Origin of the sequence: Vreelandella lionensis, assembly GCF_044543515.1 — a bacterium.
GTDB classification, from domain to species: Bacteria; Pseudomonadota; Gammaproteobacteria; order Pseudomonadales; family Halomonadaceae; genus Vreelandella; species Vreelandella lionensis.
On sequence record NZ_JBITWC010000007.1, the window covers coordinates 118,468 to 134,022 of the forward strand.

15 protein-coding genes are annotated in these 15,555 nt (G+C 59.5%); 8 read left to right on the forward strand and 7 right to left on the reverse strand.

Going from position 1 to position 15,555, the window contains the following annotated elements:
• Positions 1-23 precede the first annotated feature (23 nt).
• Both ACIGG6_RS06120 and ACIGG6_RS06125 read left to right on the forward strand, forming a co-directional pair.
• On the forward strand, positions 24-1,286 hold the full coding sequence (locus tag ACIGG6_RS06120; RefSeq protein WP_399843198.1) for an ABC transporter substrate-binding protein: 1,263 nt from the start codon (positions 24-26) through the stop codon (positions 1,284-1,286).
• Between the two features lie 84 nt (positions 1,287-1,370).
• On the forward strand, positions 1,371-2,360 hold the full coding sequence (locus ACIGG6_RS06125; protein WP_399843200.1) for a LacI family DNA-binding transcriptional regulator: 990 nt from the start codon (positions 1,371-1,373) through the stop codon (positions 2,358-2,360).
• On the opposite strand, the gene cdd is transcribed toward ACIGG6_RS06125, so the two are convergent.
• The 7 genes from cdd to ACIGG6_RS06160 form a co-directional block, all read right to left on the reverse strand.
• Positions 2,357-2,764, reverse strand: a complete 408-nt coding sequence (gene cdd / locus ACIGG6_RS06130; RefSeq protein ID WP_399843202.1) for a cytidine deaminase — start codon at positions 2,762-2,764, stop codon at positions 2,357-2,359. The two genes, ACIGG6_RS06125 and cdd, sit on opposite strands and share 4 nt — an antisense overlap.
• 37 nt (positions 2,765-2,801) lie before the next feature.
• Entirely contained in the window at positions 2,802-3,527 is a 726-nt protein-coding gene (gene deoD, locus ACIGG6_RS06135) for a purine-nucleoside phosphorylase (protein WP_159341390.1), read from the reverse strand.
• 93 nt (positions 3,528-3,620) lie between these two features.
• A complete protein-coding gene (locus tag ACIGG6_RS06140) occupies positions 3,621-4,865 on the reverse strand; it encodes a phosphopentomutase (protein WP_399843205.1) in 1,245 nt (414 codons plus the stop codon).
• A complete protein-coding gene (gene deoA, locus ACIGG6_RS06145; protein ID WP_399843207.1) occupies positions 4,865-6,217 on the reverse strand; it encodes a thymidine phosphorylase in 1,353 nt (450 codons plus the stop codon). Before deoA ends, ACIGG6_RS06140 begins: the two co-directional genes overlap by 1 nt.
• The gene (gene deoC / locus ACIGG6_RS06150; RefSeq protein ID WP_399843208.1) at positions 6,218-7,024 is read right to left on the reverse strand and encodes a deoxyribose-phosphate aldolase; all 807 of its coding nucleotides are present in this window, start codon (positions 7,022-7,024) and stop codon (positions 6,218-6,220) included.
• A gap of 83 nt (positions 7,025-7,107) precedes the next feature.
• Positions 7,108-8,391, reverse strand: coding sequence for a NupC/NupG family nucleoside CNT transporter (locus ACIGG6_RS06155; RefSeq protein ID WP_399843210.1), 1,284 nt, complete (start codon positions 8,389-8,391; stop codon positions 7,108-7,110).
• A 34-nt stretch (positions 8,392-8,425) separates the two neighbouring features.
• Entirely contained in the window at positions 8,426-9,271 is an 846-nt protein-coding gene (locus ACIGG6_RS06160) for an outer membrane protein OmpK (protein ID WP_399843212.1), read from the reverse strand.
• Positions 9,272-9,551: 280 nt separating this feature from the next.
• On the opposite strand from ACIGG6_RS06160, the gene ACIGG6_RS06165 reads away from it, so the two are divergent.
• From ACIGG6_RS06165 to cyoE, 6 genes are all read left to right on the forward strand, one after another.
• Positions 9,552-10,319, forward strand: a complete 768-nt coding sequence (locus tag ACIGG6_RS06165) for a DeoR family transcriptional regulator (protein WP_399843213.1) — start codon at positions 9,552-9,554, stop codon at positions 10,317-10,319.
• Positions 10,320-10,646: 327 nt separating this feature from the next.
• Positions 10,647-11,693 (forward strand): ubiquinol oxidase subunit II, encoded by a 1,047-nt coding sequence (cyoA, locus tag ACIGG6_RS06170; RefSeq protein WP_399843215.1) that lies wholly within the window; start codon positions 10,647-10,649, stop codon positions 11,691-11,693.
• 2 nt (positions 11,694-11,695) lie between these two features.
• Positions 11,696-13,723: a cytochrome o ubiquinol oxidase subunit I gene (gene cyoB / locus ACIGG6_RS06175; protein WP_305948102.1), complete on the forward strand. Its 2,028-nt coding sequence runs from the start codon at positions 11,696-11,698 to the stop codon at positions 13,721-13,723.
• A complete protein-coding gene (gene cyoC, locus ACIGG6_RS06180; RefSeq protein WP_159341399.1) occupies positions 13,723-14,334 on the forward strand; it encodes a cytochrome o ubiquinol oxidase subunit III in 612 nt (203 codons plus the stop codon). The genes cyoB and cyoC overlap by 1 nt, the downstream gene beginning before the upstream one ends.
• A 1-nt stretch (position 14,335) precedes the next feature.
• Entirely contained in the window at positions 14,336-14,662 is a 327-nt protein-coding gene (cyoD, locus tag ACIGG6_RS06185; RefSeq protein WP_044629017.1) for a cytochrome o ubiquinol oxidase subunit IV, read from the forward strand.
• Positions 14,620-15,543, forward strand: coding sequence for a heme o synthase (gene cyoE, locus ACIGG6_RS06190; RefSeq protein WP_253016901.1), 924 nt, complete (start codon positions 14,620-14,622; stop codon positions 15,541-15,543). Before cyoD ends, cyoE begins: the two co-directional genes overlap by 43 nt.
• The last annotated feature ends 12 nt before the right edge of the window (positions 15,544-15,555 follow it).

Here is a 15,555-nt window from a genome sequence, read left to right on the forward strand (position 1 = left end):
AATAACAAAATGAGGACTCCACGATGCGCCATCCACTGAAAACACCGCTGTTACTCATGACCCTGCTGCCCACGGCGTTGCCTGCGATGGCCGCCGAGATCACCGTTGCCTGCGGCGACGGTGGGGCGGCGGATTTTTGCCCGGAGCTATCTCAGCGCTGGGCTGAGGCCAACGGCCATCAGGTCAATATCGTCACCACGCCTGCGTCGGCCACCGAAAAACTGTCGCTCTATCAACAGCTTTTGGGCAGCCAATCCCAAGATGTCGACGTGCTGATGGTGGATATCGTCTGGCCGGGCCTACTGGCTGAGCACCTGGTGGATTTGCACGATTACCTGCCGGAGGGCGCAGCGGAAGGTTTTATTCCCTCGCTGATGGAGAACAACACCGTGCAGGGCAAGCTGGTCGCGTTGCCGTGGTTTACCGATGCCGGACTGCTCTACTACCGCCACGACCTGCTTGAGCAGTACGACGCTGACGTGCCGCAGACCTGGCAAGCGCTGACCGATACCGCCCGACGCATTCAAAACGCCGAGCGGGAAGCGGGCAACGAGCGCATGCATGGCTTCGTCTTTCAAGGGCGCGCTTATGAAGGGCTGACCACCAACGCGCTGGAGTGGGTGGCCAGCTACGGCGGCGGTACCTTTGTGGATGCCGAGGGGCAGGTCACGGTGAACAATCCCCAGGCGGTGGAAGCCCTGGCGCTAGCGGCCTCTTGGGTGGGGGATATTAGCCCTGAGGGCGTGCGTAACTACATGGAAGAGGAAGCGCGCGGCGTTTTCCAGGCAGGCAATGCGGTATTCATGCGTAACTGGCCTTATGTCTGGTCGCTGGGGCAAGCGGACGGCACGCCGATCCAGAACAAGTTCAGCGTGGCGCCGCTGCCCAGCGGGCCGGAAGGGCAGTCAGTAGCGACCTTGGGCGGCTGGAACTGGGCGGTCTCCCGCTATTCGGATGAGCCGCAGGCAGCCGCTGACCTGGTCGCTTATCTCACCGCCGAAGCCCAGCAAAAAGCTCACGCCATCGATTTTGGTCGTAACCCCACGCGCCCAGCGCTGTATGAGGACGACGAGGTGCTGGCCGCGCAGCCGTTTATCGGAGAGCTGTATGAGACGGTGATGAACGGCGTACCGCGCCCGGCCAGCGTCACCGGCGATGCCTACCCACGGGTCTCCAACGCGATCTTCAACCGCGTACACGACGCGCTATCCGGCAGCATCACGCCGGAGCAGGCGGTGCAGCAGTTGGATAGCGAGCTGGCGCGACTGGGACGGCGTGGCTGGTAACGCGAGCGGCGTTAGCGTCCGTGCACTCAGCGATTTTCGGCTCCGCTTTTTGTACAATCAGGGCCCGAGTTGCTGAGGCATGGCATGAAACAGAACAAACCGAGCGCGCAAACCGCCACCATTCGTGAAATCGCCCGGCGTGCCGAGGTCTCGATTGCCTCGGTAAGCCGAGCACTCAATGGCAAGCCAGGGATCAGCGATGCGCTGCGCGACAAAATCCTCACCATCAGCCGCGAAGTGGCCTATCAGCCCAGCGCGGCGGCGCGGCAGCTGATCAGCGGTAAAGCCGCCGTCGTGGGCATCTCCCTTGGACGGCAGGATATCGAACTGCGCCCTTACTATATTCTGCTCTACCAGCACCTGACCGTAGCGCTGCACCAGCAGGGTATGGTGCCGATCTTTTTCCACCACGACCAAACCCGTGAGCTGCCCGAACGGGCAGGCGCGGCGATTTTGTTAGGGGAAACCGGGGAGGACGAGCGCCCAGGCGTACTGCGCGCGGCGGGCACTCCGTTTGTACGCATTGGCAACGCCGGGGAAGGCTTTTCGGTGGCCCCGGACGATGTCTCCGGGCTCTACCAGATCACTCAGCATCTGATTCAACAAGGGCGAACGCGGATTGCCTTCGTGGGCGGGGAGTTGGACGTGCCGCGCCCCCACAGCCGCTTTTCCGGTTACCAGCAAGCGATGGCAGAGGCAGCGCTTAGCGAGCAGCTACTGAGCCTGCCCCATCGGTTTACCTCCGATTCGCTGACCAGCTACCGCCGTCTCAATCGCTTTCTTAATCATGAAGGCGCTGAGCAACTACCGTTCGATGCGCTGGTATGCGCCACCGACGAGCTGGCGCTCGGCTGTGTCGCCGCGCTGGAAGATCGCGATATCCGCGTGCCCGAAGAAGTGGCCGTCACCGGCTTTGACGACCTGCCTACCTTGGCTACGGGCTTGACTACGGTGCGTCAGGATATTGCGGCCATTGCGGCGATGAGTGTCGAGTTATTGAGCGAAGCGCTGGCGGGAAAAGCGCCCCGGCACGTGTCGCTGCCGGTGGCGCTTGTGCTGCGAGAAACCTCTTAACGCCCTGGCAGCTGCTCCGGGCCGAAGGCATCGGGCAGCAGGCTGTCCATGGTGTAGGTCTTTAGCACGTCACCCTGCTTGGAGAGCACCATGATTTGCGTGCTGGGGGTGGCGAACTCGCGGATGCGCTGGCGGCAGTCGCCGCAGGGCGTGCAGAGATGCTCGCCAGGACCCATTACGTACACCTTGGCAAGCTCGCGCTGGCCAGCGGTAATCATGGCAGAGATGGCCGAGGCTTCGGCGCATAGCCCTTTGTAGTGGGCCACTTCCACGTTACTACCGGCAAACTGCTGACCATCCGGGCACTCCATGACCGCTGCAACCGGGTGGTTGGAGTAGGGCGCGTAGGCGTTGCCCAGGGTGGTCAGCAGCGTGTCTACCAATGCCTGATCCGCTTGGCTCATGGCGTTATCCTCTCAGTGGGCGCTTGATTCCAAGCGGTTAAGCGTTGGCAGCGTCGTCGCGCAGAACGGTGTCGAGCGCAATCACCATCATGTCATTGAAAGTGGTTTGACGGTCGGCGCTGGAGAGCGAGTCGCCTTTCAGAATGTGGTCAGACACGGTGCAGATGGTCAGTGCGCGGGCACCGAACTCAGCGGCTACGCCGTACAGGCCAGCGGCTTCCATCTCAACGCCGACGATGCCGTAGCGCTTCATCAGCTCAGCCATGTCGGTTTGCGGGTTGTAGAACAGGTCCGCTGAGAAGATGTTGCCGACTTTGACCGGCACGTTCTGCGCTTTGGCGGCCGCAACGGCGTGGCTGGTCAGCTCGAAATCGGCGATGGCAGCGAAGTCGTGGTCGTTGAAGCGCATGCGGTTCACTTTGGAGTCGGTGCAGGCGCCCATGCCAATCACCACGTCGCGCACGTTGACATCGTCGCGTACCGCGCCGCAGGAGCCGACGCGAATGATCGACTTGACGCCGTAATCGGTAATCAGCTCTTTGGCGTAAATGGAGACGGAAGGAATACCCATACCGTGGCCCATTACGGAAATCTCGCGGCCTTTATAAGTGCCGGTGTAGCCGAACATATTGCGCACGTCGTTCACTTGGCGCACGTTCTCCAGGTACGTATCAGCGATGTACTTGGCGCGCAGCGGGTCGCCGGGCATCAGTACGGTATCGGCGAAATCGCCCTTCTCGGCATTGATATGTGGGGTAGCCATGGAAAACTCCTCTCTAAAAAATGTTTGGCCTGAATAACCCAATCAGTGGCATTCAGGCCGTGCACATCAGCGTGCTAATGGGGTTATCGGCTTTTATGCCGCGTTAGGTAAAAAGCTCTCGCCATCGGCCATGGCGTCTACGGCGAAGAACGCCGCGAGGGTTTGGCCAATGTCGGCGAAGGTGCCGCGCTCGCCCAGCGGGCCGGGGGCGAAGCCCGCGCCGCGTACCATGATCGGCACGTATTCGCGGGTGTGCTCGGTGCCTTCCCAACTAGGGTCGCAACCGTGGTCGGCGGTGAGCAGCAGCAGGTCGTCGTCGTTGAGGGCGGCGAGCAGCTCCGGCAGGCGGGCATCGAAGTGCTCCAGTGCAGCGGCGTAGCCCGGCACGTCCCGGCGGTGGCCATAGACCGAATCGAAATCCACGAAGTTGGTCATGATCATGGTCGGGCGGTCGCTGGTTTCGTTGGCGGTGCGCGCCACTTCGGCCAGGGTGGCCTCCATCAGCGCGTCGTGGCCGCTGGCTTTGACCTTGTGGGTAATGCCGCAGTGGGCGTAGATGTCGGCGATCTTGCCAATCGACACCACTTCACCGCCGGCCTCGGCCAGCTTTTGCAGCACGGTAGGGGTGGGCGGCTCGATGCTGTAGTCGCGGCGGTTGCCGGTGCGGGCAAAGTCGTCGCGGTTGTTGCCGGTAAATGGGCGGGCGATGACGCGGCCAATGTTGTACGGTTCCAGCAGTTCGCGCACGGTTTCGCACAGGGCGTAGAGGCGCTCTAGGCCAAAGTGCTCTTCGTGGGCGGCAATCTGGAACACGGAGTCCGCCGAGGTATACACGATCGGCTTGCCGCTTTGGATGTGCTCTTCGCCCAGGCGGGCAATAATTTCGGTACCCGAGGCGTGGCAATTACCGATCACGCCGGGCAGGTCGGCTTCTTGAACGATGCTATCCAGCAGCGCTTGGGGAAAACTGTCGGTTTTGTCGCTGAAGTAACCCCAGTCGAAGCGCACCGGTACACCGGCAATTTCCCAGTGGCCGGACGGGGTGTCTTTCCCGCTGGAGATCTCTTTGGCGTGGGCGTAAGCGCCGTTCAACTGCTCGGGCAGGCTGACGCCTTCCGCCACGCTACCGGTGGCATCCCGGTGGGCGTGGAACAGGCCGAGCGCGGCCATATTGGGGAGCTTCAACGGACCGGAACGCTCGGCGGTATCCGCCTCGCCACGGGCGCAGGCAGCGGCGATGTGGCCTAGGGTGTCGGCACCCTGGTCGCCAAAGGTCGCGGCATCAGGCGCGCTACCGATTCCAAAAGAGTCGAGTACTAAAACAACGGCACGGCGCATTAGGCTTCTCCTCGGAAGGTCTCTTGCAGCAGTGTGTCGGCGGTGGCTTCAGCATCACCGATGGTGACCGCCGCACGTAGCTGGGCGGCGGCACGGGCGGCGGCCTCTTCGGTGCGGGCGTGAACGATGGCTAGCGGGCGCTGGCTATCCACGCGGTCGCCGATCTCGACGATATCGCTAAACCCGACGCTGTGGTCGACGCTGGCGTCGTTACGCAGGCGACCGCCGCCCAGTTCCACCACGCTCATACCTACGGCGCGGGTATCGAAGCGCTGCACGATGCCGCTCTGTTCGGGGTACACCGCTTGAATCACCGGGGCGGTGGCCAGGTAGCTGTCCGAGCGCTCCATAAAGTCGGCGGGGCCGCCCAGTTCGCGCACCATGCGAGCGAAGACTTCTGCCGCCGCGCCAGAGGTGAGCGCTTTATCCAGCTTGGTGAGGGCTTCTTCGCGGTTAGCCACCAGCTTGCCCGCAATCAACATCTCAACGGCGAGTTCGCGGGTGACTTGCATCACGCGGCTGTTGGCGCGCTCGCCGCGCAGCAGCGCCAGGGTTTCGACGATCTCTACCGCGTTACCGGCACACGGAGCCAGCGGCTGGCTCATATCGGTGAGCAGCGCAGTGGTGGGCGTGCCCGCTTGAGTGGCGACGTTAGCGATACTTTTCGCCAGCTCGCGGGATTTTTCCGGAGTGGGCATGAACGCGCCGCTACCGACCTTAACGTCCATGACCAGGGCGTCCAGGCCAGACGCCAGCTTTTTACCCAGGATGGAAGCGGTAATCAGCGGAATGGATTCCACGGTGGCGGTCACGTCGCGCACGCCGTAGATGCGTTTATCCGCAGGGGCGAGGTTGCCGGTTTGGCCGATAATCGCCACGCCGGTGGATTTTACGACATCGCTGAAGCGCTCGGGCGCGGGGTAGGGGTCGTAGCCGGGGATTGATTCCAGCTTATCCAGCGTGCCGCCGGTGTGGCCCAGGCCACGGCCAGAAATCATCGGCACAAACGCGCCGCAGGCGGCGACCCAGGGGCCTAACACCAGCGATACCAAGTCACCCACGCCGCCGGTGGAGTGTTTGTCCACAATCGGGCCGGGCAGGTTGAGCGAATCCCACTGCATCACGTGGCCGGAGTCCCGGGTGGCGGTGGTCAGCGCGACGACTTCTTCTCGGCTCATGCCGTTTAAAAACACCGACATGGTGAAGGCGCCAATCTGCGCGTCGCTGATGCGGTCGTCGGCGATGCCCTGTACGAAGGCGTTGATCTCTTCAGCGGGCAGCGGCTGGCCGTCGCGCTTCAGGCGAATCAGTTCTTGGGGGAGCAGGGCGTGGTGAGAAGCGTTAGACGGCATTTAGTAGCCTCCATTCGTCACGGCATCAGCATTGCCGTTTAGCGTGTTCAATAAGTTATTCAGCAGGCTGGATGCACCGAAACGGAAGTGCTCGGGCGTCACCCACTGCGGGCCCATAATGTCAGCGGCCAGCGCGAGGTACTCGGCGGCGTCTTCGGCGCTGCGTACGCCACCTGCGGCTTTGAAGCCAACGTCTTTGCCGCTGGCTTTAATCGCCTTGAGCATAATCTCGGCGGCTTCCAGAGTAGCGTTCACCGGCACTTTGCCAGTGGAGGTCTTGATGAAGTCCGCGCCACCTTCAATGGCCAGCTCGCTAGCGCGTTGGATAAGCGCAGGCTCTTTGAGTTCGCCAGATTCAATGATGACTTTTAGCTGGGCTTGACCACCACAGGCGGCTTTACACATTTCTACCAGCTCGCGGCCGGTCTCTTCGTCGCCTGCCATCAGCGCACGGTAGGGGAACACCACGTCGACTTCATGGGCGCCAGACGCCACGGCTTCGCGGGTTTCACGGGCAGCGCCCATGATGTCGTCGCCGCCGTGGGGGAAGTTAGTCACGGTAGCAATCTTGACCTGGCCATCCAGCTTGTGGGCGCTGAGCGCGCGGGCAGCGGTGACAATAAACTGCGGATAAACGCAAACCGCCGCCGGGTTGCCGAACGGCGTCTTCACCTGCTGGCACAGCGATTCAATGACGCTGTCGGTGTCGCTGTCGTTCAGGCTGGTCAAATCCATGAGGGCCAGCGCTTGGCGAGCGGCTTGAATCAGTTGGGCTTGAGTGAGCTGGGGGGAGGCAGTCGCGTTCATGAAATTCTCGCAAATCAATAAAAGACAAAACGGGCACTGCGAAAACATAGCAGCGCCCGTTGCATGGTGTCGTACTCGCTGCGTTAAGCCGTAAGGTTGCCCAGCGCAATAAAGAAGCCAGCAATGGATGCCGACATCAAGTTAGAGAGCGTACCGGCCAATACGGCTTTCACACCGAAGCGGGCAATCTCTTTGCGACGCGTGGGCGCAATGCTACCCAGGCCGCCCAGCAGAATCGCAATGGACGACAGGTTGGCAAAGCCACACAGCGCAAAGGAGAGAATCGCCATGGTGTGCGGGGTCATCAGTTGACCCGTCGCCGCCACCACCTGTTCCCCATCGATATAGGGAGCGAGGTTGATATAGGCCACGAACTCGTTGACCACCAGCTTCTGGCCGATGAACGAACCCGCCAGCGTCGCTTCTGCCCACGGCACGCCCAGCAGGAACGCCAGCGGTGCAAACAGCCAGCCGAGAATCAGCTCAAGGCTCAGCGATTCAAAGCCAAACCAGCCGCCAACGCCGCCTAAAATGCCGTTAACCAGCGCGATTAAGCCGATAAACGCGAGCAGCATCGCACCAACATTCGCCGCCAGCATCAGGCCAGAAGTCGCACCGGAGGCCGCTGCATCCAGCACGTTGGTGGGTTTGTCGTCCTGCTCTTTCAGCTCTTCATCGACTTTAGAAACGCTGTCGCTGTCTTCGGAGTCTTGGGTTTCCGGCATGATCAGTTTGGCGAACAACAGGCCGCCTGGCGCCGCCATGAAAGAGGCCGCGACTAAGTACTCCATCGGAATGCCCAGCGCCGCGTAGCCCGCCAGAACGGAACCGGCCACCGAGGCCAAGCCGCCACACATCACCGCAAATAGCTGCGAAGGCGTCATGCGGGCAATAAACGGACGCACCACCAGCGGTGCTTCGGTTTGGCCGACGAAGATGTTCGCGGTGGCGGAGAGCGATTCGGTACGCGAGGTGCCCAGTGCTTTTTGCAGCGCGCCACCCAGAATCCGAATGACCCACTGCATGATGCCCAGGTAGTAGAGCACGGCAATCAGCGACGAGAAGAAGATGATGACCGGCAGTACTTTGATGGCAAACACAAAGCCGACGTTTTCAACATCGGCCAAGCCGCCAAACAAGAAGCCGATACCATCGTTAGCAAACACCAGTACCTGGCTAACACCGGCGGAAATGGCTTGCAGCACCGCCTGGCCGAACGGCACGTAGAGCACAAACGCACCGATACCTGCCTGGATGGCAAAAGCACCCAGCACGGTGCGCAGCCGAATCGACTTGCGGTCGTAAGAGAAGATTAGGGCGATGGCCACCAGGGTGACCATACCAACCAAGCTCATGATGAGGGTCATGGGAGTACCTTCGGATCGTGAGGTGTGGGAGCGATTACAGCAAGTTCAACTTAACTGAGTAGATCATCGCATTTTGGTAAGCGTCCGGGGTACCCAGTTTATTCTCTGAGTAGCGGTACTGCACGCCCGTGGTGATCAGATCAGACGGGTGCCACCACAGGCTTAGCGCGCCGTTGGTACCTACGCTGCCTGCTTTATCGCCCACGTAGTTCTGGGTCAGGTACTCGTAATCGCGGCCGAAGGTCTGCTCGTGCCAGTTGGTCACGCTGAAGTTTTGGTTCAGAGCGGTGAAGTCGTAGCCCGCGACCCAGCCAGCCATAAAGCCGTTCATGCCAGTGTAGCTATTGCTCTGCACCCGCGCGGCACCAATAAACGGTTTGAACCACAGGCCGTTATCAAAGGTTTTGCGATAGCCCAGACCCAGGATTTGGTCCTGCTCCCGAGACTCGTAGCCGTAGTCGCGGAAATCGTACAGGTGGGCGTAAATCGATAGCGGGCTGTCGCCCAGGTAGATGTGCGAGGTCACTTTACCGGCGGTGCGGAAGTTGTCTTTACCGCCGCTGGATTGGTCGAATTGGTCGTTGGTCGGGTTCTCGAAATCGAAGAAGCCGTAAAATTCGCCCCAGCTAAAGCCGACGCCGCCTTCGATTTCAACAAACGTAAAGTCGCTTTTCGCCGCGTTGCTGGCGGTGCGTGCTTCAGTGCCGTTCGACCAGTCCAGGTAGTTGACCGATACGTTAGCGAACGACCACAAACGGTCAAGGGTATGCGGCTCGGCGTCATCGGCAAAGGCCGGCGTTGCCAAGGCAGCACTTGTCAGTAAAACGCCAGCGCCAAGCGTGACGAACGAAGAAGAACGAGAGTGGGATAGAGCAGTCATGGAAGCCTCAACAGGGTTATATCACGGTACCAGAGCAACTGGTGTACCGACGTTGTGGGTCGTGTGGGCTGGCGTAATGTTAAAATTATAACATTGAGTGTTATTTTTTTAACGTTGATTTGCAAGCATTGTCACATCAACGCTGTTTAAATGTGATAAGCGCATCATGACGGAGTCTAACGCTGTGTCGCAGTGGAAATCAGTAAGGGGCTGACGCAGCATAGGTAGCCCAGTTGGGTCTAACATCGATAACAATATGCATCATAAGGAGATGCCTGCTATGAATGACCGGAGCGCACAGCGCTTGGCAATGCTGCAAGAGGCGCTGGCCAGCGGGGGAACGCTACATCTTCGTGATGCCGCCGAGCTGTGTGGAGTCTCCGAAATGACCATTCGGCGGGATCTTTCAACGCAACCTTCACCGATCAGCCTGCTAGGCGGTCGACTGGTAATGGCCAGCTACCCCGGCGTCACGCCGGTGTACGACCTAACGGAACAGCAGTCGAGCCACTATCAGGTCAAGCAGCGTCTTTGCCAGCGTGCCGCCAGCTTTATTGAAGAGGGCGATACGCTGTTTATCGACTGTGGCTCGACGTTGATTCCGCTGCTCAGCCAGTTAAGCCGCTTCCGGGAATTAACCGTAGTGACCTACGCGCTGAATGTGGCTAACGCGGTGGCAGTCTTGCCTAATGTGCGTTTGGTGCTACTCGGCGGGCTTTTTTATGCCTCCTCTCAATCGTTTGGTAGTGATGGTATGGGCGCGGCCATCGAGCGTTTGGGCATCAATAAAGCGCTGATCTCCGCCGCTGGGGTGGATTGCGAACGGGGAGTAAGCTGCTTTCATTTTCATGAAGTCGGGCCTAAGCAGGCGGCGATTGCCACCGCGATGCAGCGGCTTTTGATTGTCGATGCCAGCAAGTTTGGCGTGGTGCGTCCGGCCTATTTTGCTTCGCTGGAGGACTTCGATATCGTCGTCACCGACGATGAGCGTGCCCCCGGCTTGTTAGAGCGCCACCCGCTGCCCACGCTGAGCATCTCGCTCGCCTAACAACAGCCACTGCTCAGCCAATCCTTAGCCACTACTCCCCAGTGCCCTGTGCCCTGTGCCCAAACGGGTGCGCAGGGTGCGGCATAACGTCTCTTTCTGATTGACCGAGATCAATAGAAAATACTTTAGTCTTAGTTGATGCACGCAAGGTGCACGGTTAAGGCTCGCCACTAACCCCATGGGGTGGCGCATATTTTTCCCGGAGCAACGTAGTCATGCTCACTGTTTTGGGAAAAGTATGGGGTGATAGTTAGCTTGCTACTTAGCTGGCTAGTTAGCCAGCCAAGCAGTGAGCTGTTTTAGACAACTCTCTGATGAGATCACACCATGCAACTACCTACCCACTGGCGCAGGCGAGGCACTTTTGTGCTCGTCGTATTGTGCTTGCTGTTAACGGGCTGCAGTTCTGCATTGCTGGATCCCAAGGGGCAGATTGGCGTTGAGCAGCGCTCGCTGATTCTGACCTCCTTTGGGCTGATGCTGATCGTGGTCATTCCGGTCATCGTGATGACGCTGCTGTTTGGCTGGCGCTACCGGCGCAGTAACCGCGTCGCCAAGTATCTGCCGGACTGGGCGCACTCCAACGCCATCGAAGCGGCCGTTTGGACCGTGCCCTGCTTGATCATTGCCGTACTCGCCTTTCTCACCTTTAAAACCTCCCACAGCTTGGACCCCCACAAACCGCTGGAAAGCGACGTGGAACCCATGGAGATCCAAGCCGTCGCGCTGGATTGGAAGTGGCTGTTCATCTACCCGGAACAGGGCATTGCTAGCGTCAATGAACTGGCCTTCCCGGTAGATACCCCCGTGCGCTTCCGAGTGAGTTCTGGCTCGGTAATGAACGCCTTCTTCATTCCACGCTTAGGCAGCCAGATTTACGCCATGGCGGGCATGGATAACGATGTTCACCTGATTGCCGACGAAGAGGGCGTCTACCCCGGCCGTTCCACCAACTACAGCGGTGCTGGCTTCTCTGGGATGACCTTCGATGCCCACGTCACCTCTCCGGCGGAATTCGACGCCTGGGTGGAAAACGTGCGTGCCGCCGACGACACCCTGACCTTCCCGGATGGTTACGAAGCCTTGGCGCAGCCGACGGAGTATCACCCGGTGGAGTACTTCTCGGCGGTCACGCCCGAGCTGTATGAGTCGATCGTCAGCAGCTTCCACAGTGGTGACGGCAGTGGGCACGGCGGTCATGCAAACCACGGTGACACCATCAGTGATGCCCACGATAGCCACGGCGAATCCAGCGAGCTAGAGAGCGCCAGCGCTTCTCAACAGCAGGCCGCGATCGGCCACGTTACCAATCAGCATGCAGGTGATGACCACGCCATGGGCGGCCATCCCACAAGCGTTGAAGCGGGGGGTTAAGCATGTTTGGAAAACTCACGTTAGAAGCAATTCCGTATCACGAACCGATCATTATGGTCGTTGCTGCCTTTATGGCGATCGGGGGTGCCGCGCTACTTGGCGCATTGACGTACTACCGTAAGTGGGGCTGGCTGTGGAACGAGTGGTTTACCTCCGTTGACCACAAAAAGCTCGGCATCATGTACTTTGTGGTGGCCTTGGTAATGCTGCTTCGCGGCTTTGCCGATGCGATTATGATGCGTACCCAATTGGCCATGGCGGCCGGTGGGGCCGCAGGTTATCTCCCTCCTGAACACTACGATCAGATCTTTACCGCCCACGGCGTGATCATGATCTTCTTCGTTGCGATGCCCATGGTCATCGGCCTGATGAACCTGGTGGTGCCCCTGCAAATCGGCGCCCGCGACGTTGCTTTCCCGTTTTTGAATAACCTGAGTTTCTGGCTGTTCGCCGTCTCGGCGATTTTGGTCAATATTTCCCTCGTGGTAGGGGAGTTCGCCAAAACCGGCTGGCTCGCTTACGCGCCTTTATCGGGGATAGAGTTTAGCCCTGGGGTGGGGGTCGATTACTGGATATGGGCACTGCAAATATCCGGGATAGGCACCACGCTCACCGGCATCAACTTCTTCGTTACCATTCTGAAAATGCGCACCAAAGGCATGACCCTGTTCCGCATGCCGATTTTTACCTGGACGTCGCTGTGCGCCAACGTCCTGATCATTGCCTCGTTCCCGATTCTGACCGCGACTATCGCGCTGCTAACGCTTGACCGCTACTTCGGTATGCACTTCTTCACCAATGACTTTGGCGGCAACATGATGATGTACGTCAACCTCATTTGGGCCTGGGGTCACCCGGAAGTGTACATCCTGATTCTGCCGGCCTTTGGCGTGTTCTCTGAAGTCATCGCGACCTTCGCCCGCAAGCGTCTGTTTGGTTACAAAACCATGGTCTGGGCCACGGTGGCGATTACGCTGCTGTCGTTCATCGTCTGGCTGCACCACTTCTTCACCATGGGTGCTGGCGCCAATGTGAACGCCTTCTTCGGCATTATGACGATGATCATTGCCATTCCCACCGGGGTGAAGGTGTTCAACTGGCTGTTTACCATTTTCCGCGGCAGCCTTGAGCTGACTTCGCCGGTGCTGTGGACCCTGGGCTTCATCATCACCTTTACTCTAGGCGGTATGACCGGCGTGATGCTGGCGCTCCCGGCGGCTAACTTCGTGCTGCACAACAGCCTGTTCGTGATTGCTCACTTCCATAACGTGATCATTGGCGGCGTGGTATTCGGCATGATGGCGGGCCTGACCTACTGGTTCCCCAAAGCGTTCGGCTTCACGCTGAGCGAGAAGTGGGGCAAGCGCTCGTTCTGGTGCTGGTTCATCGGCTTCTACGTCGCTTTCATGCCGCTCTACGTGCTGAGCTTCTTCGGTGCCGTGCGCCGTATGCAGTCCTACGCGAATCCTGAGTGGCAACCCTGGATGATTCTGGCTTGGGTAGGTGCCGTGATCATCATGATGGGGATTGCCTGCACCATCATTCAGTTCTGGGTCAGCATCCGCGACCGCAAGCTGAATGCCGACCTGACCGGCGACCCCTGGGATGGCCGCACGCTGGAGTGGTCGACCTCGTCGCCTGCGCCGTTCTACAACTTTGCTCGCCTGCCGGAAGTCGGTGATATCGACAGCTTCTGGTCGCAAAAGCAGCGGGGTAACGAGCAGTTGGACGAAGCGCCCTACACCGATATTCACATGCCGCGTAACACCGTGGCGGGGCCGGTCATCAGCTTCTTCGCGCTGATTCTAGGCTTTGCGCTGGTGTGGCATATCTGGTGGCTGGCCGCCGTCGGCGCTCTGGGTGCGGTGGTAAGTTTCCTAGCACGTGTATTCAACGAAGATATCGACTACTACGTGCCCGCCGCTGAAGTGGCGCGCATCGAGCGCGAGCACGAAAAGCGCAAAACTTCTGCGCCGAGTAGCGCAGCGTCTGATCGTGAACAGACCAACTATGTGGAGGCACGAGCGTAATGGCCACCGATACCCTACATCATGGCGCCGCAGCCGAGCCCCATGAGCACCACGACGCGACCGGCACGAAAGTGTTTGGCTTCTGGGTCTACTTGATGAGTGACCTGGTGATCTTCGGGTCACTGTTCGCTACCTACGCCGTGCTGATGAAAGGCACGGCTGCCGGTCCCACGGCGGCGGATATTTTTGAGCTGCCCTTCGTGCTGGTAGAAACCTTCCTGCTGCTGTTCAGTAGCTTCACCTTTGGTATGGGCGTGCTGGCGATGAACGCCGAGCGCGTCGGCCAAGTAAAAGCGTGGCTGGCGATCACCTTCCTTCTGGGTGCCGCGTTCGTCGGCATGGAAGTGTACGAGTTTCAGCATCTGATTCATCAGGGCTACGGCCCTGATCAGAGCGCGTTTCTTTCGTCGTTCTTTACCCTGGTCGGCACCCACGGCCTTCACGTGACCGTTGGTTTAGTGTGGATTCTGGTCATGCTGGTGCAGCTCTCGACCAAGGGCATCACCCCGATGACGCGTCCACGGATTCTGTGCCTCAGCCTGTTTTGGCACTTCCTGGACATCGTGTGGATCTGCGTGTTCTCGTTCGTTTACCTGATGGGAGTGCTGTGACATGAGCCATTCATCATCTTCAACGTCATCCCACGGCAGCGTTAAATCGTATGTGACGGGGCTTCTGCTATCTTTAGTGCTAACCGTGATTCCGTTCGCGGTCGTTATGAGCGGTGCGTTAAGCACCGCCACGACGGTGGTGGTCATCGCTATAACAGCCGTGCTGCAGATTTTGGTTCAGCTGGTCATGTTTATGCATATGAATACCAAGGCCGACGAAGGCTGGAACGTCATGTCCTTCGTTTTCACACTGACGATACTCGTCCTGGTGGTAGGGGGCTCGTTATGGATCATGCAGCATCTGCATCTCAACATGATGATCGGCTGAACGTGGCACCGAGCCGCTGGCGCGACGTGCTGGCGCTCACCAAGCCGGGGATCATCGGTGGCAATCTGATTGCGACCTTGGGCGGCTACTTCCTAGCCGCCCACGGTACCTTCGATTGGGTCACCTTTGCCTCGGTGATGATGGGTATTGCCCTGGTCATCGCCTCGGGCTGCGCCTGCAACAACGTGATTGATCGGGATATCGATGCACTGATGGCGCGTACGCGCCATCGCCCGCTGGCCAAGGGCCGCATCTCGATCACCCAGGCGCTGGGGATTTCAGCGCTGTTGGGGGTGGCCGGCGTGGTCTGTTTGGCGCTGGGTACCAACGGCTTAACGGTGGCGCTGGCGGTAATCGGTTGGGGCGTGTATGTGGGGGTGTATAGCCTATATATGAAGCGCCACTCCGAGTACGGCACGCTGGTGGGCAGCCTTTCCGGCGCGATGCCGCCGGTGGTGGGCTACTGCGCGGTCACGGGGCAGTTCGACAGCGGCGCGTTCATGCTGCTAGTGATTTTCTGCCTGTGGCAGATGCCGCACTCCTACGCCATCGCGATTTTCCGCTATGCGGATTACCGTCGCGCCTCCATCCCGGTGCTGCCGGTGGTGCACGGCATTAAGCGGGCCAAGCACCATATTCTGGGCTATATCGTGGCGTTCATTCCTGCGTCACTGGCGCTGGTGCTGGCTAGCCAAGCAGGCGCAGGCTACCTGTGTGTGGCGCTGACCATGGGTGGTTACTGGCTTTATCTGGCGCTATGCGGCTACCGGCTAGAGGACGACGTTCGCTGGGCGAAGAAGGTGTTCGGCGTCTCGATTCTGACCATTACCGCGATGAGCTTAGTGATGGTATTGGAAGCCATGGTGCCTATGTGGGCGTGATACATCCCAACG

What these genes read in the sequence shown, in the direction of transcription:
- cyoE (WP_253016901.1), top strand. Translation starts at nt 14,620, where the DNA reads ATGGATCATGCAGCATCTGCATCTCAACATGATGATCGGCTGAACGTG.
- ACIGG6_RS06125 (WP_399843200.1), top strand. Translation starts at nt 1,371, where the DNA reads ATGAAACAGAACAAACCGAGCGCGCAAACCGCCACCATTCGTGAAATC.
- cyoA (WP_399843215.1), top strand. Translation starts at nt 10,647, where the DNA reads ATGCAACTACCTACCCACTGGCGCAGGCGAGGCACTTTTGTGCTCGTC.
- deoC (WP_399843208.1), bottom strand. Translation starts at nt 7,024, where the DNA reads ATGAACGCGACTGCCTCCCCCCAGCTCACTCAAGCCCAACTGATTCAA.
- deoA (WP_399843207.1), bottom strand. Translation starts at nt 6,217, where the DNA reads ATGCCGTCTAACGCTTCTCACCACGCCCTGCTCCCCCAAGAACTGATT.
- ACIGG6_RS06165 (WP_399843213.1), top strand. Translation starts at nt 9,552, where the DNA reads ATGAATGACCGGAGCGCACAGCGCTTGGCAATGCTGCAAGAGGCGCTG.
- cyoC (WP_159341399.1), top strand. Translation starts at nt 13,723, where the DNA reads ATGGCCACCGATACCCTACATCATGGCGCCGCAGCCGAGCCCCATGAG.
- deoD (WP_159341390.1), bottom strand. Translation starts at nt 3,527, where the DNA reads ATGGCTACCCCACATATCAATGCCGAGAAGGGCGATTTCGCCGATACC.
- ACIGG6_RS06120 (WP_399843198.1), top strand. Translation starts at nt 24, where the DNA reads ATGCGCCATCCACTGAAAACACCGCTGTTACTCATGACCCTGCTGCCC.
- cdd (WP_399843202.1), bottom strand. Translation starts at nt 2,764, where the DNA reads ATGAGCCAAGCGGATCAGGCATTGGTAGACACGCTGCTGACCACCCTG.
- ACIGG6_RS06155 (WP_399843210.1), bottom strand. Translation starts at nt 8,391, where the DNA reads ATGACCCTCATCATGAGCTTGGTTGGTATGGTCACCCTGGTGGCCATC.
- ACIGG6_RS06160 (WP_399843212.1), bottom strand. Translation starts at nt 9,271, where the DNA reads ATGACTGCTCTATCCCACTCTCGTTCTTCTTCGTTCGTCACGCTTGGC.
- cyoB (WP_305948102.1), top strand. Translation starts at nt 11,696, where the DNA reads ATGTTTGGAAAACTCACGTTAGAAGCAATTCCGTATCACGAACCGATC.
- cyoD (WP_044629017.1), top strand. Translation starts at nt 14,336, where the DNA reads ATGAGCCATTCATCATCTTCAACGTCATCCCACGGCAGCGTTAAATCG.
- ACIGG6_RS06140 (WP_399843205.1), bottom strand. Translation starts at nt 4,865, where the DNA reads ATGCGCCGTGCCGTTGTTTTAGTACTCGACTCTTTTGGAATCGGTAGC.